At 38.0% G+C, this 22,504-nt stretch carries 27 protein-coding genes; 14 read left to right on the forward strand and 13 right to left on the reverse strand.

Annotation, left to right across the window (positions count from 1 at the left end; translation table 11 throughout):
- Positions 1 to 46 precede the first annotated feature (46 nt).
- The 9 genes from B1C82_RS01660 to B1C82_RS01700 all read left to right on the forward strand — a co-directional run bounded on the left by B1C82_RS01660 (position 47) and on the right by B1C82_RS01700 (position 11,070).
- Complete coding sequence (locus tag B1C82_RS01660; RefSeq protein WP_086445870.1) at positions 47 to 1,477, forward strand: polysaccharide deacetylase family protein; 1,431 nt, start codon at positions 47 to 49, stop codon at positions 1,475 to 1,477.
- Between the two features lie 131 nt (positions 1,478 to 1,608).
- Positions 1,609 to 3,405 carry a diguanylate cyclase gene (locus B1C82_RS01665; protein WP_086445871.1) on the forward strand — a complete coding sequence of 599 codons (1,797 nt, stop codon included), beginning with the start codon at positions 1,609 to 1,611 and terminating at the stop codon, positions 3,403 to 3,405.
- A 100-nt stretch (positions 3,406 to 3,505) separates the two neighbouring features.
- On the forward strand, positions 3,506 to 5,440 hold the full coding sequence (locus tag B1C82_RS01670) for an AMP-dependent synthetase/ligase (RefSeq protein WP_086445872.1): 1,935 nt from the start codon (positions 3,506 to 3,508) through the stop codon (positions 5,438 to 5,440).
- Between the two features lie 58 nt (positions 5,441 to 5,498).
- Positions 5,499 to 5,891, forward strand: coding sequence for a DoxX family protein (locus tag B1C82_RS01675; RefSeq protein ID WP_199775837.1), 393 nt, complete (start codon positions 5,499 to 5,501; stop codon positions 5,889 to 5,891).
- 92 nt (positions 5,892 to 5,983) lie between these two features.
- Positions 5,984 to 7,246, forward strand: a complete 1,263-nt coding sequence (locus B1C82_RS01680) for a porin (RefSeq protein WP_086445874.1) — start codon at positions 5,984 to 5,986, stop codon at positions 7,244 to 7,246.
- A 138-nt stretch (positions 7,247 to 7,384) separates the two neighbouring features.
- Positions 7,385 to 8,182, forward strand: a complete 798-nt coding sequence (locus tag B1C82_RS01685) for a UDP-2,3-diacylglucosamine diphosphatase (RefSeq protein WP_086445875.1) — start codon at positions 7,385 to 7,387, stop codon at positions 8,180 to 8,182.
- A gap of 94 nt (positions 8,183 to 8,276) precedes the next feature.
- Positions 8,277 to 9,845, forward strand: coding sequence for an FMN-binding glutamate synthase family protein (locus B1C82_RS01690; protein ID WP_086445876.1), 1,569 nt, complete (start codon positions 8,277 to 8,279; stop codon positions 9,843 to 9,845).
- Between the two features lie 53 nt (positions 9,846 to 9,898).
- Entirely contained in the window at positions 9,899 to 10,618 is a 720-nt protein-coding gene (locus B1C82_RS01695; RefSeq protein WP_086445877.1) for a hypothetical protein, read from the forward strand.
- Positions 10,619 to 10,641: 23 nt separating this feature from the next.
- Positions 10,642 to 11,070: an acyl-CoA thioesterase gene (locus tag B1C82_RS01700; protein ID WP_086445878.1), complete on the forward strand. Its 429-nt coding sequence runs from the start codon at positions 10,642 to 10,644 to the stop codon at positions 11,068 to 11,070.
- Between the two features lie 68 nt (positions 11,071 to 11,138).
- Here the strand turns inward: B1C82_RS01700 and B1C82_RS01705 are convergent, their stop codons facing one another.
- Both B1C82_RS01705 and B1C82_RS01710 read right to left on the reverse strand, forming a co-directional pair.
- Positions 11,139 to 11,582 carry a DUF1801 domain-containing protein gene (locus B1C82_RS01705; protein ID WP_086445879.1) on the reverse strand — a complete coding sequence of 148 codons (444 nt, stop codon included), beginning with the start codon at positions 11,580 to 11,582 and terminating at the stop codon, positions 11,139 to 11,141.
- A 42-nt stretch (positions 11,583 to 11,624) separates the two neighbouring features.
- A complete protein-coding gene (locus tag B1C82_RS01710) occupies positions 11,625 to 13,178 on the reverse strand; it encodes an NAD(P)/FAD-dependent oxidoreductase (protein ID WP_086445880.1) in 1,554 nt (517 codons plus the stop codon).
- A 187-nt stretch (positions 13,179 to 13,365) separates the two neighbouring features.
- Here B1C82_RS01710 and B1C82_RS01715 point away from each other — a divergent pair, with 187 nt between their 5' ends.
- A complete protein-coding gene (locus B1C82_RS01715; protein ID WP_086445881.1) occupies positions 13,366 to 13,596 on the forward strand; it encodes a helix-turn-helix transcriptional regulator in 231 nt (76 codons plus the stop codon).
- Between the two features lie 3 nt (positions 13,597 to 13,599).
- Here the strand turns inward: B1C82_RS01715 and B1C82_RS01720 are convergent, their stop codons facing one another.
- The 6 genes from B1C82_RS01720 to B1C82_RS01745 all read right to left on the reverse strand — a co-directional run bounded on the left by B1C82_RS01720 (position 13,600) and on the right by B1C82_RS01745 (position 16,526).
- Complete coding sequence (locus B1C82_RS01720) at positions 13,600 to 14,238, reverse strand: hypothetical protein (RefSeq protein ID WP_234008475.1); 639 nt, start codon at positions 14,236 to 14,238, stop codon at positions 13,600 to 13,602.
- 47 nt (positions 14,239 to 14,285) lie between these two features.
- Positions 14,286 to 14,690: a DoxX family protein gene (locus tag B1C82_RS01725; protein ID WP_086445883.1), complete on the reverse strand. Its 405-nt coding sequence runs from the start codon at positions 14,688 to 14,690 to the stop codon at positions 14,286 to 14,288.
- A gap of 144 nt (positions 14,691 to 14,834) precedes the next feature.
- The gene (locus B1C82_RS01730; protein ID WP_086445884.1) at positions 14,835 to 15,221 is read right to left on the reverse strand and encodes an iron chaperone; all 387 of its coding nucleotides are present in this window, start codon (positions 15,219 to 15,221) and stop codon (positions 14,835 to 14,837) included.
- 86 nt (positions 15,222 to 15,307) lie between these two features.
- Positions 15,308 to 15,697 (reverse strand): DUF1801 domain-containing protein, encoded by a 390-nt coding sequence (locus B1C82_RS01735; RefSeq protein WP_086445885.1) that lies wholly within the window; start codon positions 15,695 to 15,697, stop codon positions 15,308 to 15,310.
- The gene (locus tag B1C82_RS01740) at positions 15,694 to 16,143 is read right to left on the reverse strand and encodes a GNAT family N-acetyltransferase (RefSeq protein ID WP_086445886.1); all 450 of its coding nucleotides are present in this window, start codon (positions 16,141 to 16,143) and stop codon (positions 15,694 to 15,696) included. Before B1C82_RS01740 ends, B1C82_RS01735 begins: the two co-directional genes overlap by 4 nt.
- 23 nt (positions 16,144 to 16,166) lie before the next feature.
- Positions 16,167 to 16,526, reverse strand: coding sequence for an MmcQ/YjbR family DNA-binding protein (locus B1C82_RS01745; protein WP_086445887.1), 360 nt, complete (start codon positions 16,524 to 16,526; stop codon positions 16,167 to 16,169).
- A 117-nt stretch (positions 16,527 to 16,643) separates the two neighbouring features.
- On the opposite strand from B1C82_RS01745, the gene B1C82_RS01750 reads away from it, so the two are divergent.
- Positions 16,644 to 17,060: an SRPBCC family protein gene (locus B1C82_RS01750; protein WP_086445888.1), complete on the forward strand. Its 417-nt coding sequence runs from the start codon at positions 16,644 to 16,646 to the stop codon at positions 17,058 to 17,060.
- A 91-nt stretch (positions 17,061 to 17,151) separates the two neighbouring features.
- Here B1C82_RS01750 and B1C82_RS01755 read toward each other — a convergent pair whose 3' ends face one another.
- Positions 17,152 to 17,532, reverse strand: a complete 381-nt coding sequence (locus B1C82_RS01755) for a VOC family protein (RefSeq protein ID WP_086445889.1) — start codon at positions 17,530 to 17,532, stop codon at positions 17,152 to 17,154.
- A gap of 135 nt (positions 17,533 to 17,667) precedes the next feature.
- Between B1C82_RS01755 and B1C82_RS01760 the strand changes: the two genes are divergently transcribed.
- Positions 17,668 to 18,270, forward strand: a complete 603-nt coding sequence (locus B1C82_RS01760; protein WP_086445890.1) for a dihydrofolate reductase family protein — start codon at positions 17,668 to 17,670, stop codon at positions 18,268 to 18,270.
- Between the two features lie 4 nt (positions 18,271 to 18,274).
- On the opposite strand, the gene B1C82_RS01765 is transcribed toward B1C82_RS01760, so the two are convergent.
- Positions 18,275 to 18,691, reverse strand: a complete 417-nt coding sequence (locus B1C82_RS01765; RefSeq protein ID WP_086445959.1) for a MarR family winged helix-turn-helix transcriptional regulator — start codon at positions 18,689 to 18,691, stop codon at positions 18,275 to 18,277.
- A 185-nt stretch (positions 18,692 to 18,876) separates the two neighbouring features.
- On the opposite strand from B1C82_RS01765, the gene B1C82_RS01770 reads away from it, so the two are divergent.
- Both B1C82_RS01770 and B1C82_RS01775 read left to right on the forward strand, forming a co-directional pair.
- Positions 18,877 to 19,653 carry a methyltransferase family protein gene (locus tag B1C82_RS01770; protein ID WP_234008486.1) on the forward strand — a complete coding sequence of 259 codons (777 nt, stop codon included), beginning with the start codon at positions 18,877 to 18,879 and terminating at the stop codon, positions 19,651 to 19,653.
- A gap of 14 nt (positions 19,654 to 19,667) precedes the next feature.
- Positions 19,668 to 20,432 carry a hypothetical protein gene (locus B1C82_RS01775; RefSeq protein WP_086445892.1) on the forward strand — a complete coding sequence of 255 codons (765 nt, stop codon included), beginning with the start codon at positions 19,668 to 19,670 and terminating at the stop codon, positions 20,430 to 20,432.
- A 167-nt stretch (positions 20,433 to 20,599) separates the two neighbouring features.
- On the opposite strand, the gene B1C82_RS01780 is transcribed toward B1C82_RS01775, so the two are convergent.
- From B1C82_RS01780 to B1C82_RS01790, 3 genes are all read right to left on the reverse strand, one after another.
- Positions 20,600 to 20,980, reverse strand: coding sequence for a hypothetical protein (locus B1C82_RS01780; protein WP_199775832.1), 381 nt, complete (start codon positions 20,978 to 20,980; stop codon positions 20,600 to 20,602).
- Between the two features lie 51 nt (positions 20,981 to 21,031).
- Complete coding sequence (locus B1C82_RS01785) at positions 21,032 to 21,598, reverse strand: dihydrofolate reductase family protein (RefSeq protein WP_086445893.1); 567 nt, start codon at positions 21,596 to 21,598, stop codon at positions 21,032 to 21,034.
- A gap of 250 nt (positions 21,599 to 21,848) precedes the next feature.
- Positions 21,849 to 22,334, reverse strand: a complete 486-nt coding sequence (locus B1C82_RS01790) for a VOC family protein (RefSeq protein ID WP_234008474.1) — start codon at positions 22,332 to 22,334, stop codon at positions 21,849 to 21,851.
- Positions 22,335 to 22,504 lie beyond the last annotated feature (170 nt).

Below are 22,504 nucleotides of genomic sequence, written 5' to 3' on the forward strand. Positions count from 1 at the left end.
AAAGTTGCGCGTCATCTGCCAGAGAGAATCTTGGAAATGATCGTCCATGTATAAACAAATCAGCCGCTTTTCCATTCTAGTCATTATCGCTATCTTCGCTTCTTCCGTACTTTATGCGGGACCCGTACGTGAATTTTTAAGTTCTGACGGTAAATCCAAAACAAACCAAGAGGAAGAAGAAGGTCCTAAACCTTCAGCTCCAAAAAGAGAAATTCCTAGATCAGAAGAAACTTCTTCTCCTTCCCCTAAGATAGAAGCAAAGGTTAAAAAAGAAAACGAAGAATCTGTAGCTTCTAATCAGCCTTCTTCTCATAAATCTAAACGTCTAGAGCGTCGGAAAAAAGGAAAAACCAAGGTTTCTAAAAAGGAAAAGTTGGAGATTAAAGAGAAGGAAAAAGAAACTGCTTCGAAGAAGTATGAAAATTCTCTTCCTGGAGTTTCAGGACTTCCTCCTAAGACTGAATACGACACTAAAAACCAAGGTGCAAATGCTGAATTAGGCCATGGAAAAGGGATCCCAGTTTTATGCTACCATCACCTTGTTGGGAACCAAGACCCAATGGGCGGATATAATTTAGATCCAAGCCTTTTAGAAGAACAATTCAAATACCTCAAGTCTCTAGGCTACCAAACCATTAGTTTGGACCAATTCTATCAATACCAACAAGGAAAGGCTGGTTCTGATTTTCCTAGTCGCCCTGTTCTTTTAACTTTTGATGATGGATCTTTAACTCATAGAGATGTGCTTGTTCCATTATTGAAAAAATATGGAATGAGAGCTAGTGTTTTTATTTATCCAACCGTGATCTCTAATCCTAGATATAAATTTTATTTAAGCTGGGCTCAGTTGAAAGAGGCTTTGGATAGCGGAGTTTTGGATATAGGCTCTCATACAGTATACCATCCTAAATTGCCTGCAATGTCTCGAGCTGAAATCAGAAGCCAGCTTAAAGATTCCAAAGCAACTTTAGAAGCAAAGACAGGCAGAAAGATCCAAGACCTCGCTTATCCATTCGGATTATTCGACGTACGAGTGATAGAAGAAGCTAAGGCAGCAGGTTATAGAATGGCTTTCACTGTAAATCCAGGAAAGAATGTTCCTGGAACTTACGCCTATACAATCCATAGATCCTTGGTGACTTGGGGAATGTCCCAATCTAGATTCAATTCTATTTTGAGCGCTTCTCCACCCGTTAAGATCCAACTAGGAGTCCTGGACGGTTCTTGGGTTAAACCTGGAGATACTTTCCCTGTAATAGTAGAAGGTCTAGACCCTAAGTCGGTGGCGATCAAGATCAGCGGAAAAGAAGGTATCGTTCAAAGAAAGTCGAATACAGAATATATCATTAGAATTCCTGAATTCAAAAAGACTACTTATCCGGCTATGACGGTGATTGGCAAAACTCCTTCTGGCAAGAGAAGTGAAACTCAATTTTTATTTGTAAATAGAAAAGAGTTTAAAAAAGATCCGGACTAAAAGTCTATTTCCCATAAATTTTATGGTTTCCTGAAGTTCTAAAGTTATATTTTATCTAGAAGAACCGTCAAAATCGTATCGTTTCTACGAAAGTTTTTTGACATCTCTAGGTAGGTAAGAATATTTTCGGTATGCCAAAAGATTCCGAGACATTCGAAAAAATCGAAACATCCAAGACTCGGAATTACCTTCCTCTTGTTTTATGGACGGTGTTGCTTTCTCTCGCCCTCCCCTATTCTTACTTTGCAGATCCTGTTCCAGAACCGGGTCCGGTACTTCGTTTAGATTCTCATTCTGCCGGTAAAATTCCTCTTAGGGAAGAGATCTCCTATTTTAAAGATACAGAAGGAACTCTTACTTGGGAAGATCTCTCTGCTCCAGATTCCGAAGTTGAGTTCAAAAAGAATACGGATAGAATGCCAAACTTCGGCTACGATTCTTCTCCTTATTGGCTTAAGTTCTCGGTCGAAGCCGAAGAATCTCTTTCAGAAGAACGTTTTCTTACCTTAGAATATCCTCATATTGATTATGTAGATGTATATTGGAAAGATTCTAAAGGGAGAGAAGGTGAATTTCACACAGGAGACATGCTTCCCTTTAAGGAAAGACCTATTGCTGAGAGATACTTTGTATTTCCTTTAACCCTAGAGGATAAGGGAAAGATAGAAGTGTTTATCCGGGTCAAGTCGGAAGGATCTCTCACTCTCCCACTTCACTTGGTTACTAAATCCAATTTAGATCATTCTTCCAAGATCTCATTGCTTATCGACGGAATCTATTTCGGTGCCCTGGGAGTGATGGTATTCTATAACTTCTTTCTGTTCTTAGGTATTAGAGAAAGAACATATATATATTACGTAATTTTAATTTTTGCGGCGACTTACTTTTTGATCATGAGTTCAGGGTACGGTTTCTGGTTTTTAGTCCCGAATTCTCCTAAATTTGTGAACTCTTCCTTTATCATGTCCACTTGTATCGCAATGATATTTTTGGGTCTATTTGCGGAAGAGTATCTGCAGACCAGAGAAACTTATCCGATCCTGCATATATTTATCCGAGCGCTAACAATTGTTTGGTCTATTCTAACTATATTGCCATTATTTTTACCTTTAAAATACCTGCTTCCTTTTACGGCCATTCTGCCAATTTTGGAAATCTTGGTGCTGATGTTCATTTCTTTGGTTCAAAGTTTAAGAAAGGACAGAAAGGCGAGAATTTTTCTAAGTGCATGGATCTTTAGTTTGATAGGTGTATTCATATTTTCTTTGAATAGACTTGGTCTTCTTGATTCTGAAGAAATTGCTTCCGGAACATTGAAAATCGGAGTTTTGAGTAACGTTATTCTGCTTTCATTGGGACTGGTAGATAGGATCAATACTTTCCAGAAAGAAAAAGAAGAGTATAAAGAAAAAGCAGATAAACTATTTGAACTTTCTTTAATGGACCCTTTAACCGGGGTAGCCAATCGAAGATTTTTCGATCAGGAATTGGAGAGAGAATGGAACCGATCTGTTCGGACGGAACGACCACTTTCCCTCTTAATGATAGATGTGGACTTCTTCAAAGCGTATAACGATACCTACGGGCATTTAAAAGGGGACCAAGTTCTTTTCCAGGTGGCCCAGGCGTTAAAAGAATGCCTAAATCGCTCTTCCGATATGATTGCTAGATACGGAGGAGAAGAATTCTCTGTCATTCTTCCTGATACTCCTGTAGAAGGTGCGATCGTTGTAGCCTTGAACATGTTACAGACAGTCGAAGATATGGGGATACCTCATTCGGAGAGTACTTTCACGAGAGTAACCGTTTCTATAGGTGTTTCCAGTAATACGGATCGTGATATCCATTCTTACCAAGAATTATTGGGATTAGCGGATAAAAACCTATATGATTCCAAAGCATTTGGTCGAAATCATATACGTCATTGATCCTTTCTGAAACAATTGTTCGAGAAAGACATTCGGGAAAATCATGAAAATTTAATTTTTCCTGGACCCTAGGCCTAGTCGGGATTAAAATCGGTCCCCCATGGAACCTCTTAAACTCCCTTTTCTAAATTCTCAAACATTATATTGGACTTTAAAGTCTTCTACAGATAGTTTTAAGGAACATCCTGCTCAATTCTTTAAGCCGGATGGTAAAACTTATAAATCCTTAAACTTTAAAGAGCTAGGTGATGTAGTTACCAGGATCGGTTTGGGTCTTGTGTCTATTGGAGTTAAAAAAGGAGAGAATGTAGGTTTGATCGCCGATTCCGGGCATCGTTGGATTTGGGCGAGTATGGGGATTACGAATATTGGGAGTGTGGATGTACCTAGAGGAACCGACTCGACTCTTGAAGACCTAATCTATATCTTAAACCATTCAAAGGCAGAAGTTTGTTTTGCAGGAAATTCAGAAGTGGTACGCAAAATCAGTTCTGCTTCTGCGTCTTTTCCGCACTTAAAAACAGTTATTTTATTCGAATCTTCTCATCATTCCGAGCCAAGACATCCATTCAAACTTTTGCATCTAGATGATTTAATCTCATTAGGAGACAGATGGATCCAAGAAAAAGGAGAATTAGAATTTCATTCTAGGGGCGAATCTATCCAAGAGTCCGATCTTGCCACTATAGTTTATACTTCCGGAACTACTGGTCGCCCTAAGGGAGTAATGCTCACTCATAGAAACATAGTATTTAACGTGAATATGTCTTTGGCCTTGGACGACGTTCGTATTACTCCGGAAGATAGAACGATGGCTTATCTCCCTCCTTGGCATATTGCAGAAAGGTTGATTGAAACAGCATGCGTTAGAGCTGGTGCGTCGGAGGCATTTACTTCCATTTCTAGCTTAGGCCAAGATTTGCAGGATATTAAACCTACATTCCTTCTTTCCGTTCCTAGAGTTTGGGAAAGTTTTTACAATAAAGTCCAAGATAAATTGAAGGATGCTTCCCCTGTTGCTAAATCTATTTTCAAAACTTTTCAATCAGTCGCAAATTCTTATTATAAATATAAGAGCAGACTATTAGGTTTGGAATTTGCTTTAAAACCAAGATCTTTCTTTGGCGAGTTTTTCCATAGATTGAGCGGACTGTTCGGCACATTCTTCTGGTTCGTTCCAAATATTCTTGCTCAATTAGTATTTTCTAAAATACGAAAAAGCCTGGGTGGGAAGTTAAAATTTGCGATCTCAGGAGCTGGGGCGCTTCCGGAGTATATAGACAGATTTTTTAATTCTATTGGAATTCCTATCTTAGAAGGTTATGGAATGACCGAAACTAGCGGAGCTTCTACCAGAAGAAGGTTAGATAGGATCACGGTTGGGACATTAGGAAAATGTATTCCTGGTGTGGAGATCAAGATCTTAGATGAGAAGGGAGAAGAAATCCACGAACCTGGGGTAAAAGGGATCGCTTGGCATAAAGGCGGTCATATCATGCAGGGGTATTATTTAGATCCTGAGAAAACTGCGGAGACCATGAAAGACGGATGGTTAAATTCTGGGGACCTTCTCCTTTGGACCTCTCAAGGAGAATTAAAGTACGCGGGAAGAGCCAAGGATACAATCGTACTTTTGGGCGGAGAAAATTTAGAACCGGAACCTATCGAGTTTGCTCTTACCCAAAGTGAACTGATCCTACAGGCAATGATAGTAGGTCACGACCAAAAAACGTTAAGTGCTTTATTAGTGCCAGATTGGGAGGTTTTAGACAAGCAGTTGCGTGACTGGAAATCCAGATTATTACAAGAAATTGCTGACCCAAACTCTGATCCAGATGTCAGAGAACTATTCAAAAAAGAAATTAAAGAGAGAGTTTCTTCTAAAAACGGTTTTAAAAATTTCGAAAAAGTATCTAATTTTTACCTTCTTCCGAAAAAATTCGAACCTGGAGACGAGTTAACCATGACTATGAAGGTGAAGAGGAGCGTTGTCTCGGATAAATATAAGAATCAAATCAATGAATTATTCAGATAAAACTCCATTCAGCGTAACGAATCTGAGAAAAGATCGAATCCAAGATAAAGGAGATTTTATGCCGGTTTTGACTCAAACAGTAAAGAATCGATTGTCCACGATACTTTCCGTTTTTTCGGCCCTTGTATTTTTGCAGACCTTATTTTTTAAATTCACCGGACAAGATGAATCCGTTCATATTTTTTCCACTTTGGGTATAGAACCTTGGGGAAGGATTGGAACAGGCTCGGTAGAATTTTTTGTAGCAGCACTTTTGATTTTCCCACCATCCAGATTCGTAGGAGCCTTGGTAGGTTTTGGATTGATGATTGGAGCAGTACTGTCCCACCTTTTATTTTTAGGGATAGTGATCGATGATGATGGGGGATTATTGTTTGCGATGGCAGTGAGTGTACTTATCTCCTGCACTGTTATATTAAATCTAGAGTGGGACCATAGACCTCCTACCTAGTTCCAAAATTTTTAGAAATTCTCTCAGTTTCTTATCTTTAAAAAAGGAACGGTACTCTAAACCTAGGTTCCAATTTTGAAGATAAGAAAAATATGAAAGCCCGCTATTCAATTTTCACACTTCTATTCTTTCTATTTTCCCAATCGATCCATGCGGAGTCGGTCAAGTCGGTTAAAAAGAAGAAAGTAAGGCAACGCCAAACAGAAAACTCCGAAAAAAATCTGAATCCACAACAAGAATTTCAAGAACAGATTTTAACCAGTATGGGATTCGGAAAAGGACTCTCTTTCGAAACCTCAGACAAACAAAACTTTCTGAACATGAGAGTTCGTTTCCAGGAAAGAGCTACAGAAACGATTCGACAAGAAGAAGGAGAAAAACAAACGGAAGGAATAGAATTCCAGGCCAGAAGAGCAAGACTTGTTTTCTCCGGGAATTTTTTAGGCAAAAATTGGCAATATTACGTTCAATTATCTTTTTCTAATTTAGATATGGAAGAAGACAGACCTGTTCCTTTAAGAGATGCTTCTTTGTCTTACACAAAATTTAATAACGCGAACATAAAAGTTGGGCAAATGAAAGTGCCCTATAATCGCCAAAGATTTATTTCTGATGGTTTACAAGAATTTGTGGATCGGACTGTTTCGAATGAAGAATTGAATTTGGACAGAGATGTTGGTATTCTAGTCTCTTCTTCAAATCTATTTGGATGGAATTGTTTAGGATACTCCGCAGGCGTCTTTGGAGGAGAAGGAAGAAATAGGAGTTCCAACTCGAGCGGAGTCCTGACCAGCGGAAAACTTACCTATTATCCTTTGGGAGTTTTTTCTGATAATGGAGAACCAGATCTGGAACATTCTACAAAGCCAAAACTTGCAATTTCAGTAGCAGGCGCAAATAACCAAAATACAAATCGTGATCTTTCTACTCATGGGAACACTTATCAATTTGCAAGATTCGATTATACGAATACAGGAGCGGAGTTCTTATTCCAATGGAAAGGTTTCTCCGCTTCTGGAGAATATCTGACTAGAAAAGCAAACTCCCCTTTTATGGAAAAAGAGATTGGGAACAGAACTTTAACCGAATATTCCAGATCAGTAAAAGGAGGATTTTTCCAACTAGGTTATCTTTTTAAGAATAATCTAGGAGTAGCTCTTAGATATTCTGAATACAGACCTTGGGGAAAAACGGATCCAAAACTTACGTATTCTAGAGAAAGAGGCCTTGCAGTTTCTTATTATCTCAAGGATCACAATTTGAAAATACAGGCGGACTATGCTTATTTAGAAGGAGGATATTTGGATAGTATGGGTTCTCATAGGATCCGAGCACAGATACAAGTATTCTTATAAAAAAATGAGGTAGAAACTCTCGGGAAAATGTAATCGTTTTTTTATCTCGGAAAGTTTCTTCGGAGTCGATCTGAGCCTCGAATCCGTTGACAATCTTACAGGATTTCGTCTTATGGAAGTAAGGTATTATTCTAATAGATGAAATTTCGAAGAGGAAGACTTTACGACGCGTTTTTCATTTCGGACATCCATTATCTTCTGAACAAGAAGATAAAATCACATAAACACAAAGAGTTATTCCAACTACTGGACCACCTGAACAAAAAAGAGGTTAGATTTAATAATCTGTACCTTGTCGGGGATATTATTGAGAACTGGTTTTTTAGCGCGGATAGAAGGTTACAAAGAGTCAAAGGCAAAAAAAGATTTAATAAACTTTTTGAACGTTTGGACAGACTCGCTTCGGGAGATGGGAAAAAATATTATATCGTTGGGAACCACGATACTACCTCTTACCTGATGAGGCTGACTCCAAAGGTAGAACATTATTTGATCGAAAGAGGTTGGATTATCTGCGAGAAGGCGGAGAATGAAACTTTGATCGCCATTCATGGACACCAGGGACAATACAATAAATTTACCTGGATGGGCTCCATTCTTGTCTTACGAATTCTTCATGTGTTTGCATCCGCTCTCCCTGCATTATTTAAATTTTCCGAGAACTTCTACCATAAACATCTAAATAGACAAGACCCAAGTACCGTAGAAGAGACATTACATTATTATCAAAAACTTTCCAAACTTACTCATCAAGATAAGAAGGTTTTGATCTCGGGTCATACACATGACTTTTTATGTATCCCTAAAATGAATATAATAAATACAGGGGATTGGGTAAAGAGTAATAGTTTTGTAATCCAGGATGGCAAAAAATTTTCCGGAATTCGGATGACTGCCAGAAAAGAATTCAAAAAAGAATTCGTCTTAAATGTCTGAATGTTTTCTCAAATTCTCCCCTCCCTCAGAGCTTAGAATCCAAATTCTTAAAAACTAATTTGCAATTTCTTGCCTGTGAGCTATACTTCGGCGCATGTCCGAAGAACTACTGATAGAATATCTAAACTTGATAGATGAACACGCTTGGCTTTTCTGGTCTGGAGTCGTTTTTCTTTTTTTACTTTGCGTTTTTATCCACGATATATTCCAGAAAAAGCATACGATCAAACACAACTTTCCGATCGTTGGCCATATTAGATATCTATTCGAAAAAATAGGACCTGAACTTAGACAATACTGGGTGGCAAACGATAAGGAAGAAATGCCTTTTAACAGGGCAGAAAGATCTTGGGTTTATGCCACATCTAAGATGCAAAATAATAATTTCGGCTTTGGAACTACGGAATTATTATACGATGCAGGCTACCCTATCATCAAACATTCTGCCTTCCCCTTCTCAGACAGCAAAGCAAAGTTTATTGAAGGTGATAGCTCTATGATCCCTTCTCTCAAAGTTATGGGGGAATTCAGGAATAGAAAAAAATTATATAGACCCGCATCGGTAGTAAATATCTCCGCAATGTCTTATGGATCCTTGGGAGAAAGAGCGGTATCCTCCTTAGATATAGGAGCAAAGATAGCACGTTGTTATCATAATACCGGAGAAGGTGGACTTTCCCCATATCATAATTTCGGTGCTGATGTTGTTTGGCAATTAGGAACCGGATATTTTGGTGCGAGGGATGAAAAAGGTAAATTTTCAATAGATCATTTCCTAAAACGTTTAGATGCTAATCCAAATGTTAGAGCAATAGAGATCAAACTTTCTCAAGGTGCAAAACCTGGAAAAGGAGGGATCTTACCTGGAGCAAAAGTCACCAAAGAAATTGCAGAGATCAGAGGGATTAAACCTGGACAGGATTGTATATCGCCTAACGCACATTCCGAATTCGACGACGTGAAAAGTCTTATAGACTTTATAGAAAAATTAGCATCCGCTTCGGGGCTTCCGATAGGGATCAAAAGTGCGGTTGGGGAATCTAAGTTTTGGGAGGAACTTGCAAGTCGGATGAAGGAAACAGGACATGGTCCTGATTTCATCACAATAGACGGAGGAGAAGGAGGCACAGGAGCGGCTCCATTAACGTTTACCGATCATGTCTCCCTTCCTTTTAAGGTGGGATTTGCTAGAGTATATAAGATTTTTCAAAAGTACGAGATTGCGGAAAGAGTGGTTTGGATAGGAAGCGGAAAATTAGGTTTTCCCGACAGAGCCATAGTCGCATTCGCAATGGGTTGTGATCTAATCCATGTGGCAAGAGAAGCTATGATGTCTATAGGTTGTATCCAAGCTCAGAAATGTCATACTGGCCATTGTCCTGCCGGAGTGGCTACGCAAAGTAAATGGTTACAAGCAGGTTTAGATGTGGATTTAAAAGCGAAACGTGCTGCGAACTATATCAAAGGGTTTAGAAAAGAATTATTATCTGTGGCTCATGCATGCGGATATGAACATCCTCTTCAATTCACAGGGAACGATATAGAGATCGGAGCGGGTCAAAATAGATTCAGGACCCTGACAGAAGTTTTGGAATACGAAAGAGCTCCTGTAAAATTCACGACTATGATGGATTATACGAGCAATATCACTGCACTCGGATAGTTTTTAAATCGCTTGCATTAGGTCGGGTCTCTGTAAAAATTTGCGGGACCCGAATGAAACTGATCTTATCTTTTTTTCAAAATTTCTGGAATTTTCTTCGTTCTCCTAAGGAAGAACTTCAAAAAAAAAGCCCCTTCCCTGGATATTCAATCTTATTTGTTAGAACCTCTATCCCGATCTTAATCGGATATTTTTTCGCTCATCTTTCTTTTAAAGCTTTAGGATTGCAATATGTGTTTTTAGGCGGGTCTATTTCGAATATGCTGACCCGGGTCATTCTACCCGACTTATTTTTGGGGACTTTGTATGCACTACTATTTACTGCAGTCTTTCTTTGTATAGGCACAGGGATACTTTTTGGGATCTCTAAAATTTTTTCCTACCGATTTGAGATAGATAAAGGTTTAGAATTAAGTTCTAAACTTTCTAATTCATTTTTGATCTTGGGACTTCTGATCTTCTTTGAATTTACCGGAATTTTTGGATCTATTGTATATTTGATATTCTTTATATACTTTTCTTTCTTAGTGATTTTGGTCCTCTTTTACGGGGTAGAAGCAGGACAACGGGTCAGTATTGTTTCCGGACTGCTTATAGGTCTTTTCTCTTATGGCATCTTTTTTTTAAAAGATGGGACACAGATGGATAATCTTACTATTCCTTCTCAACCGGAAACAATGACACCGGAAGAGGAACGGGAGAAAATACAGGATGCAGAAGATATAATTCGAAAATTAGAAGAGGCCCGAAAAGAAAAGGGCTATAAAGACTGAAATATATTCAAAAAGGATAAATAATGGCACGAGTTCAACTGGACCTACCTGAAAAATTGGCTTGGTCCACTAGCTTAAATATCAGGATTTATGATACAAATTTCGCAGCGCATTTAGCTCATGATAAAGTAGTTTCTCTTTTACATGAATCCAGAGCGAGATTATTCAAAGAAAAAGGATTCTCTGAACTAGATGTAAATGGATATGGGATTATTCTTACGGATCTGGTTGTAGAATATAAGGCAGAGGCGTTTTTCGGAGATCAGGTCCGAGTAGAGATCGGAGCAGGAGATTTCAGCGCTAAAGGTTGTGATCTGTATTATAGAATGACCCACACAGATGGGCCTATTAACGGCAAGATCGTATGTAACGCAAAAACAGGTCTCGTGTTTATGGATTATGCTACTAGGACAGTTAGTAATATTCCGGATGTATTTAAATCCTGGTTTTGAAGCGTAGATTAAAACAAAGTATAATTTTTTTCTTAAATAATCTACTCGATGTATGATTGGTGTATTAATTATTTTGATTTTTTCTTCTTATCGGAATGGTAAGTCAGGGCCAAAGATATACATTGTTTTAGTTCTTTTATCGGGAGTTTGGAACTTTCTGAAAATATAATACTTCTATTTCCTTCGAATTTAAATGTTTTAGGATATAATTTTCTGAATCTGGAGATCAGATCCGTTTGGCAGTGAAAGAACATTGCATACTCTTTCGAGTCACCTTTTAGAGCGTCTATACGGATCGTAGTTCCACTTTTTGATTCAGGAGTAAGATAACTAGGTTGTCCCCATTTTAATACTTCCTCTAGCTTGCCTACCCCTTGTGTCTCTTTCGCAGTTTTGAAGATCAAATCTCTTAAGTGAAATAATTTCTCTCGAACTGAAGGGGAATACTCCGAGAAAGTTTCTGCAACATCTGAATTAGTGAATTTTTGGAGTTGATTCTTTTTTTGAGCCATGAGTCCTTCTTAGTCCTCCAATATAGGAGCTTCTACAATATTTTAGATACTAACTGCGCAAGCCTGAGCGCATCTGATCCCGTCCATGGCGGCGGATACGATCCCACCTGCATATCCGGCTCCTTCTCCGCAAGGATACAATCCTTTGATACGAATATGTTCCAAAGTTTCGGGATTCCTAGGAATACTAACAGGAGAAGAGGTCCTAGTTTCAGGAGCATGAACCACTGCTTCGTTGGTAAGATATCCCTTCATAGATTTATTAAATTCTTTAAATCCGTTTTGCAAAGCGTTCATTACGAATTTAGGAAGAACAGAAGAAAGATCCGCGGATATAATTCCTGGAGGATAAGAAGTTTTGGGAAGATCGGTAGAAATTTTACCTTCGACAAAATCTTCAAGTCTAGTCGCTGGAGCAGTTTGGGTTTTTCCTCCAGCAATCCAAGCCTTTTGTTCGATCTCTTTTTGGAACTCCATCGCTGCCAATGGTCCGAACTTTTTGAAAGGAGAAAAGTCTTCTTGTCTAAGTTCCACCACTATTCCTGAGTTTGCTGTAGGCCTAGCTCTCTTAGAAGAAGACCAACCATTTGTTACAACTTCTCCTGGTTTAGTGGCGCAAGCCGCGATCACTCCTCCTGGGCACATACAAAAAGAATACACTCCCCTTCCATCGATCTGTTTTACGATACTATATGGAGAAGGAGGAAGAAAAGGTCCTCTATCCGCACAACTATACTGGATAGAGTCTATTAAGGATTGTTTATGCTCTACTCTGACACCTACAGCAAGTGGTTTTAAATGGATCTCGATTCCTTTATGATGTAATAATTCGAATATATCTCTGGCGGAATGTCCAGTGGCCAAAATCACTTTGTCGGAAAGAAAACGATCTCCATTCTTTGTAACGACACCTTTGATAGAATTACCTTCTAAGATCAGATCGGTTACTCTTTGGCTAAAATGGACTTCTCCGCCTCTTTCTTGGATTGTTTCTCTCATTCTGCGAACAATACTAGGAAGTTTGTTGGTGCCTATATGAGGGTGAGCCTCTATTAGAATATTAGGATTTGCTCCAAAACCAACAAGTAATTCCAGAACACGACGGACATTCCCTCTTTTTTTGGACCTTGTATAAAGTTTACCATCAGAATAAGTGCCCGCCCCACCTTCTCCGAAACAATAATTGGAATCTTCATCTACAATATGATGGGCATTGATATTCTGAAGATCTTTAGGTCTTGATTTAACGTCCTTTCCTCTTTCTAAAACAATAGGCTTTAAGCCCGATTGAATGAGTTCTAATGCGGAAAATAAACCGGCAGGTCCAGCTCCAATCACAATCACTTCTTTAGAATTTTTTACATCGGGATAATCAGGGAGATGAATCTCTTCTGCCACAAATTCTTCGTTGATATAAACTCTGATTTTGAGATTGACAAAAACAGTTTTTTGTCTGGCGTCAATTGAATGATTTAAGACCTCGATATGTTTAATATCCGATAGAGAGATCTTCTTGGATTTGGAAATATATTCTGTGAGCCGATCCGATTGTTCGGCGATCTCAGGCAAAAGCCTAAGTTCAAATTCTTGGGTCATAGTTCAGGACCAAAAGTTTTATATGTAATGGAGTTAAAAAAGAAAGGAAGATTGAGGCAAGAAATTTTAGTGAAGTTTAAGAATAAATGGGAAGAGAATAAGCGAAAATGAAGATTCCGCGGAAAGGTTAAAATTAGAATCGCAAAATTACTAGATTTATTACTAAGTTGGTAAACCAGGCAGATCCTTGAAACTAACGGACCGACAAAAGAAAAAATTCTTAAAGTCACTGAAACAAGCAAGGATCGAAGCAGGGTTCACTCAAGCAGAAGTCGCCCAACAGATCGGGGTCAGTCAAAGTCTCATTTCGAAATTAGAATCAGGAAGAATATCTTTAGAAGTAGAAATATTCTTAAAATTGTATCAATTGTATGAAAAACCTGCGGCGTATTTTTTCTCCGCATTCTCTCAAAAATAAAAACTATTTTTGGACTTCTCCTCTATTCTTTATAAACTTCTGGATAATCTCCAACTGAGAGTCGGAAACAAATAGATCAATTGCATCATTCGCGCTATACAATCTATATTGAATAGATTTTGCGGAAAGAATATCATTCTCCATTTCTTTTGTAAAAGTCAATTTACCAGAAAGAATATTAGAAGTTAAGGTAGAAGTCCTGGTGCTAGTCATAGGAACTCCGCCATACCCATATCCAAAACCGATCCCAGGTCCCATAGTATTCCCAGTGACCTGAGTACGAACAGTTACTTGATTGGCAGAATAATTCGAATCAGCAAGAAGCAATTTTGTAGATTTACGATCGATTTTTATATACGCCTCTGGCCCAAGAGCCGCAAGAGTTTCAGTACCTTGTAGTCTGATAATCAAAGTGATCTGGGAAATCACTCCATTCTTAATTTCTTTTGCGTATTGACCTCCATAAGAATAAACACTTTTGTTCGGGTTATCTACCTTTGCGTCATGGTCCATGTCCATTTTGACTACAATGATATCTCTAAAAGGGTCCTGAACAACTTGTATTGTGGTGCCGCAGCCCATGCAAAGGAATAAGAAATAGAATATTAAGGATTTATACTTCAAAATCGAAAGAACAGTCACAATGTAAACTTTCCAAAGAATGATTATCTACATTATGACTTACTATTTTATTTCTGCCAAGGAGTAACTTCTCTAAGTTTAGGAAATCTGAGATAGAGTCCTGCCCATAAGATGATTCCTAGATAGGTAGGGAATAAAATATGAGAACCAAGAGGGTTTAATACACGAACATGAGTAGCAACAGCTCCACCTAAATAGCCCGTGAGCAAGGTTGCTCCCAACACTGCAGTTCTAGGGAAAGCATATAACAAAGTACTGACGATTAAGACTGTTCCCAAGTAAGGCATTACTTCAGGTGGATAGCCAAGTTTTGCTCCTTCTGCCTGAGCTTCAGGGGGCATCTTATCTAAGAAAAATTTTAGTACTCCATCGAAAAGCAGAAAAAGTGTAACTAATCCACTGAGTACTCGACCGGTCCAAAGTTGGCCTTTCGAAACATTTTCAGATCCCATTCTATATTTCCTCCAAATGAGAGTGCAATTTTGAGACCCTCAGTGGAAAAGTTCAAGAACTATTACAGGAATTTTTAATGCAATCTTGTAACAATCAAACGTATGTCGCAAAGACGACCACTTGATACCGAAGGTTCTGGGAAATTATTTCTTTTTTATTTTTTTAGGGGTCTTCTTCTTATTTTCCCCCACTCTGAATTTTACGATCTTACGGACCAAATCGAAAGGTAAAGGTTGATCGATTGGAAATTGAACGGAACCTTTTGCATTTTTGTATTTATCAATTTCTTTTTTAAATTTGGCGATGCCACTCGCTCCGGGATAAAGACCGATATGGTTTTTATATGCTGCAAAATGTACCAGATTCCCATTCAAATAGAAAGTAGGCATTTGATAGCTGATCTTCTCGGTTGCTTCAGGAGTTTCTTCTTGGATCACTTTTCTGAGTTCTTGAAGAATGGATTGAACCTCCTTCGGAAAAGTTTTGATGTATTCGTCAATTGACTGAAATGTATTTTTTGCCGTATCCATATATGAACCTGAAAAATTTGATTAGTAGAAGGTCCGTTTAACGAAATTTAGTTTTTCTTAATCATCAATACTATGCAAGTGCAAAATTACTTTAATCTTTCTAAGACTCCCTTTCGTTTGACAATATTTTTGTAATCCCACTGAATTTTCTTAGATTTATTCATCCAACGTTTTAAGTCTTTTTTGCTTATTTGATCAGGGCTTGTATAACGGATTTCGGCCGCTTTAAAGGTTCCTTCCGGTTCTAAACCTTCTTCATCAAAGGATTGTCCACTCCAAAAGAGTAATCGGATACAATTTTTAAGTTTACTATATCCTACAATTGGATTCCCATCTAAGAACCAAACCGGGTGAGCGTGCCAAATTTTATTTTCCGCTTTAGGAAGATGAAGATCAATTTCTTGGGAAAGAATATTACAGATTTCTTTTTCAATTTTTGTTTGTGAATTATTGTATTTTTGAACTTCTTTATTCATGCAATTATACTATAAGTAAAAAATTCCCAGCTACTTTGTTTCGCCCCTACTCTATTATATAAGGCTTGGGCATTTAGATTATCCGGAGCAGTTACCCATTGAAGTCTTGCAGCTCCCCGAGATTTCGCATATTTCGCACAATGATCAATAAGTGATTCTCCAATTCCCTGCTTTCTAAATTCATTTAAAGTAAAAAGATCATTCATGATTGCAACTTTACTAATTATACTAGACGCAAAAGAAAAATAGACTGTAGCAAAACCTACTATTTGGTTATTTTTTCTATATCCGAATAAACATCCTAAGTCATTATCCTCTCCAAATTGAGAAAAAAATTTTCGATTCTTCTCATCATTGATAGATTCTATCTTATAGAACTCTTGATATTTCCGGATCAAAGGGAGAACTTCCTCTAGATTTTTTTGAGAGATAGTTTCAATGTTCATTTAATTCTTATAGATTGAATTTATTATTTTCTTTGAGATTTTTGATTTTGTCGGACCGCTTCTACAAGTCTTTTTGGAGCAACGCCACAATAAGAAACGACTAACATATCTTTGAATAAAGCTAAATCGGTTGATTTCATTTCCACGCAGGTCCACCCCTGTTGTCCCCATTTATTTTCTATAGGATAAACAGAACCCTTAGATGCTGCCGAAAAGAAGTCCTGGTCATTCAAATCGAATTTAAGAACAATCTTTTTATTATCCTGGTCCACAGTGGCAAAAATTTTCTTACTCACTCTGAATGAAATTTTTTCAAAATGAGGTTCCTCTTTTGCTTCAGGAAGAGCTAATGCAAGTTTTCGTACTTTGTCTAAGGATATCATGAGATAGTTTTTACATATTTGGTGAATTTTGGATTCTTATTCAATTTTTCTTTAAAACGACATTAAATGATTTCGAAAATGCTTTCCTACATAGAATAGTCTGTTAGATTCCCTAAAATGGACTCAAAACAAATTACGATTCAATCTACTGTTGCTGCAGATATCAAGAAAGCCTGGGACTACTACACCAATCCACAACATATTATCAAATGGAATTTTGCCACCGACGATTGGCAATGTCCTTGGGCAAAGAATGATATGAGACCTGGTGGTAAGTACAGCGCTAGAATGGAAGCCAAGGATGGAAGTTTCGGATTCGAGTTTGAAGCAATTTATGATACAGTTGTTGATCAGAAAAATTTTGCGTATACAATGGGAGATGGTAGAAAGGCCGCAGTTAACTTTGAGAATAAAGATAACAAAACTATTGTAACAGTAAGTTTTGATCCTGAATCTGAAAACCCAATTGAAATGCAAAGAGGCGGTTGGCAGGCGATACTTGATAATTTCAAGAAGTATACGGAGGCCAATTAATTACAGATTCGTTATCGAAAGATAAGAATATTCTCATTTCTCAAGGCAGCACGTATTAGATTGAATGCTTGCTGCCCCCTATGCGATTTAGCTATTGGCCCGCTGGTGGCTGCCAGAGTTCAACTTTGTTTCCTTCCGGATCCATGACCCAGCCAAATATCCCATACTCTGACTCTTCTACTTTCTCTAAAACATGACACCCTTCTTCTCGAAGTGCTTTTAATAGCCCGTGAAGATCATCCACTCGGTAATTAACCATGAAAGTAGAATTGCTCGGAGCAAAATAAGATCCGTCTCCGATTGACCAAGCAGTTGTACCATTTGCAGGATTGCCAGCTGCATCAACCCAACGAAAGGCTGCGCCACCCCAGGACTGGACATCTATTCCAAGATGAGTTTTATACCAGGAACCTAATTTAGCAGGATCCTTAGCACTGAAGAATATCCCACCGATACCTGTAACTCGTTTCATAGATGTCCTCCAAAACTATTGAGTTTTTCCGATGCTATACACGATGGTCTGAAATGGCAAATTAAATGCTATTGACGTGTATGAAATTTTTGCTCCAATAATTGTGTCGAAATATATCTTATAAGGATTTATCCCATGAGAAGAATTATCGTACTCGAATTTCTCACTCTGGATGGAGTAATACAAGGACCTGGTGGCCCAGAAGAAGATACTAGTGGCGGCTTTAAATACGGGGGATGGCAAGCTCCAATGTTTGATGACCTTACTGGAACGGTAATGCAAAAACAGATGAACCTTCCATTTGATCTACTGTTAGGTCGTAAGACCTTTGATATTTGGGAACCCTATTGGCCGAAACATTCTGACTTTTGGCCTCCTGTCATGTCAGCAACTAAGTATGGTGCCTCAAATACGAGGACATCTAGCGAATGGCAGCCTTCCATATTCATAAACGGAGATATTGTACAAAAAATTAATATGCTCAAAAAAGAAGAAGGGCCCGATTTGCATGTTTACGGAAGCGCAAATTTAGTCCAAACTCTTATGAAGAATGATTTGATAGATGAGTTTTGGCTAAAAATTTATCCGTTAACATTAGGCGAAGGGAAACGATTGTTTGTAGCAGGCACAATACCTGCTATGTTTGAGGTAACCGAGAGCCAAGTTTCTTCAAAAGGGGTCATTATCGCAAATTATAAACGTGCAGGAGACGTTAAGACAGGAAGTTTTGAAATTTGATTTCTTACTTCTTTAGTTGAGCTAATAACGAAATCAAATTTTTTCTGTCAGCTGCTGACATACCTCGATATAGGCGAGCATTCATCTTTCTTCCGGCGCGAATTATTTTTAAACGTGTATTTTTTCCGGACATCGTTAATCGCACCTGAGATTCTCTCGCATCAAGGGATGAGCGTTCCTGAATCGCGAGATTTAAATCGACTAATTTTTGTACCAGCGGAGTAACACTCGATTGATCTCTAAAAATCTGTTTTGCTATTTCTTTCATAGATTGTGGGCGATCATTTTTAAGGGTACAAAGAACAGCACCCATCGCAGGAGTTATACTCGTTAACCCAAAACGCAAATAATCTTTTTTCACTTCATCTAAAATTTGGTCTCGTAATGCAGTAACTAGAACTAACAGTCTATCTTGTTTCATACTACCCCCGTTCTCCCCTGCCTTCATAATATACTTCCCATAGATACTAAATATTACTTTGAATCCCAAGCAATATTATCAATACACAAAAGAATTTCTACAATTTATTATTTACAACAGCGATTCCAACTCTTCTACCTTAACTAAGAATTTTTAAAAAGCTTTGAATGCCAAGCATTTTGGGGGTGAACTTGTCTAAAGAAAATACATTCAGGCGAATTACTTATTTAATATTCGCGCTGATTTCATATGTAATCTATCTTTTTAGCATAGTAGTTTTTGTATTACGATTACTGGATGCTACTCAATTAATGGGACCTTTCGCATTTGAATTTCAAATAGGATCTTCAGAGTCGATTTGTTTAAACATTGGTTTAATAGCGATATTCGGGGTTCCTCATAGCGTAATGGCCAGGGCGGGTTTCAAAAAATATTGCCAGCGAATAATACCGTTACCAATTGAGAGAAGTTTTTACGTTTTTATAGCAAGTATTACTTTGATCGCGCTTTCATGCCTATGGCAGCCGATCTATTCTGAAATTTGGAATATTCAAAATAGTTTCTGGAAGTACGCAGTCCATTCTATTTTCATAATAGGATCTCTCTTGGCTGTCGTCTCCACTTTTTTAATAGATCATTTTGAACTTTTTGGATTACGACAGGCCTGGAATTTTTTTGCGAGAACCCAATCACGCGCTTCAGAATTTTATATACCATCGCTCTATAAACTAGTCCGACATCCGATGATGCTCGGAATGATCTTAGTACTATGGAGCACTCCATCTATGAATTTAGGTCATTTAATTCTCTCCCTTGGGATGACAATTTATATTATTATAGGAACATTCTTTGAAGAACGAGATCTGATCCGCAATTTTAGTGATAAGTATCTGCAGTATAAGCAAGCAGTCCCAATGCTTATACCTTTCTTTATGCTTAAACAAAAGATTACAAAAAATTAAATCGTAGGAAAAATATGAAAGTTGATAATATTATAATGTCCCAAAGATTTTGTGGCCCACCAAAGACGGGTAACGGCGGTTTTACTGCAGGCATTTTGGTTGAAGCTGCAAAAACAAACAGGGCAGAAATTCGTTTACTAAACCCAACTCCCGTCGAAAAATCTATTATTCTCGAATCCGAAAATGGACAACGAGCTGCGATCTACGATGACTCAAAAAAAATACTCGCGACTCTTCAATCAATCTCAGTAGAAGATTTTCCGAAATATAAATTGCCAGTAGTTCCCGATCTGGAGGAAGCAAAAAGAATCTCAGCCTTTTATCCGGGATTTACGACTCATCCATTCCCAACCTGCTTTGTGTGCGGTCCTAAGCGAGAGGTAAAGGATGGAATGCGAATCTTTGTCGGACCTGCTCCTGAGCAAATCGGGTTTGAGAATCTTATGGTAGGATATTGGATGCCAGATGATACAGTCGAGTCGGAGAATGGAATTGTTAGAGATGCAGCGGTTTGGGGGGCTTTGGATTGTCCAGGTGGTTTTGCAGCTGTATTAGGTGAGCCTCAATTAATTGTACTAAGCAAAATACGCGGCCAGATTTTAGAGCATCCAAAAATTGGAGAAGACTATATAGTAATCAGCTGGCGTTTACAAAAGATGTCAAGAGCCTTCAAGGTTATGACAGCTATATTCAAATCTGATTCTAAAAAATTGGCCGCAATCGCGGAGGCATTGTGGTTGGCACCGCGAAATTGGGACAGCACGAATCAGCAGTGGTAGTTAGGAAAGGTTTAATTCAAATGGATCTAATCTAAGATTATATTAATTTTTTGATTAGATCCATTTCTTGAAATTGACAAGGCAACGGTGCCGATCGTTAGCATTGATCTTGCAAAAAAATCTGTTGCCGAAGGCTTTATTTACTATTTTAAAACTTAATTTAGGATTTAGTCATTATTGCTTTTAAGTGGCAGCATACTTAGATACGTACATGGAATTAATCCGCCAAAGCCCCCAATAAATACAGCCAATAGGCCAGAGATAAGTCCAATTAATATATAACCTATATGAGTATGCAGACTTTTCTTTTTAAGAATTGTAAATGATAGCAATAAACAGCCTATCACAGCAATAAAATTTCCAATCTTGGCACCTAACTGAAAACTCTCTTCGGGTTGGAATATAAAGCCCAGAAAACCGAGGATCCCGATAGTTAATCCGGAGACTAATCCAGAAGTTATTACGATTACTAATAACCATACAACATAAAATAATAGGGCTTCTTTCCAGTTACGTTGATAAGCGAAATCACTTAAATTTTTAAACATTAATTTTTCCTATTGATATATTTTTGAGCAGAAAGTTCTGTCAATCGCCAGTTAGTGGAGCGTTGTTGTTTCGCTAGTCGGCTCATAATAAAGAATGACTGCACCGCAGCTAAACATTTTGGTCCTTATGAGTTTCAGCGTAATTTTTTCGCTAATGTTTTTAAATAATGGCAAACCACTTCCCGCGATAACAGGGTGAACACAAAGTTGATATTCGTCTATTAAATTAAGTTTCGTCAAAGCCACAATCAAGCTAGGGCTGCATACAAAAGCATCTTTACCCGAATGTTGTTTAAGACCCAAAACTTCTTTTTCTAGGTCTTGGCTTGCTAATTTTGCACTTTTCCAATCTACATTCTTTAGTGTACGAGAAAAAACAATCTTCAGAGTATTGTCAATTGCGGCTGCAAAGTCATCCATTGCTTTATCTCCAGTTGGATTTTCCAGCACAGTTCGCCAAAATTCCATAAGCTGGTAGGTAATCCTACCATATAAAGCGACATCAGCACTTCTTAATAAATCCGCGTAATGTTTATGTATTTCTTCATCAGCAATACCTGAGGTATGGTCACAAAACCCATCAATCGTCATATTGATTGCCGCAATTAATTTTCTCATACGATTCCTTTTATTTTCGTTTTTGGATTACTGATTGTTCTCTTACAGTCTTTACAAATCATCGGACAAGCAATCACAAACTTGCAAGGGCAATACGGTGATCAAACTGCAGTTGTTCGCCGCTTTGCGGAAATACCAACAATGAGCGACGTGCAATTGAATTTCATAAGATAGATATTGTTGCTTCTATTTCAATCATAGAAAATTCCAATAACTAACAGGAATTTGGCAGGAACATTGCTGAGTATTTTTACTTTAACTCTGAGAGTATTAGCTTCTTCTGCTTGAAAGTGTTCATTATTGCTTTTCTGCTTATTGCAGGGTCGCTATTATGAATAAGGTCAAAATACTCAGTCGGAACCACTTGCCAAGATAACCCATACTTGTCTTTACACCAACCACAAGGTCCCTCCTCACCGCCGTTAGCTGTTAAGGCATCCCAATAGTAGTCGACTTCTGCTTGGTCTTTGCAATTAATAACAAGAGATATTGCTTCATTAAATTTAAATAATGGCCCAGCGGCTAATATACTAAACTCAACACCTGCTAATTCCATTACAGCCGTGTCGAATTCTCCAGATAAATCATCTGAGTCGGGGTTGCCGTCTTTAGGTATTTCGGTAAATAAGCGATAGTCTTTCAGTTTACCATCTTTAAATATCGACAGATAGTATTCAGCCACAGCTTTTGCGTCTTTTTCTACCCACAAACAAGGAGTGATTTTTTGTTGTATCATATTTCTTCCAGGTTCTATTTCATTCGGTCTTTGATTTAATGCCTAACCATAAAAAATAGAAACAATTTTTCATTCTTTCTTGTTTGCAATGTTCTAATTCCGGACGGGGGAAATTGTACTTAACAATCTCCTATTAAACAACTTAATCCATGCTGATTTTTTGAATTTGC

Origin of the sequence: Leptospira venezuelensis (assembly GCF_002150035.1) — a bacterium.
Lineage (GTDB): Bacteria > Spirochaetota > Leptospiria > Leptospirales > Leptospiraceae > Leptospira_B > Leptospira_B venezuelensis.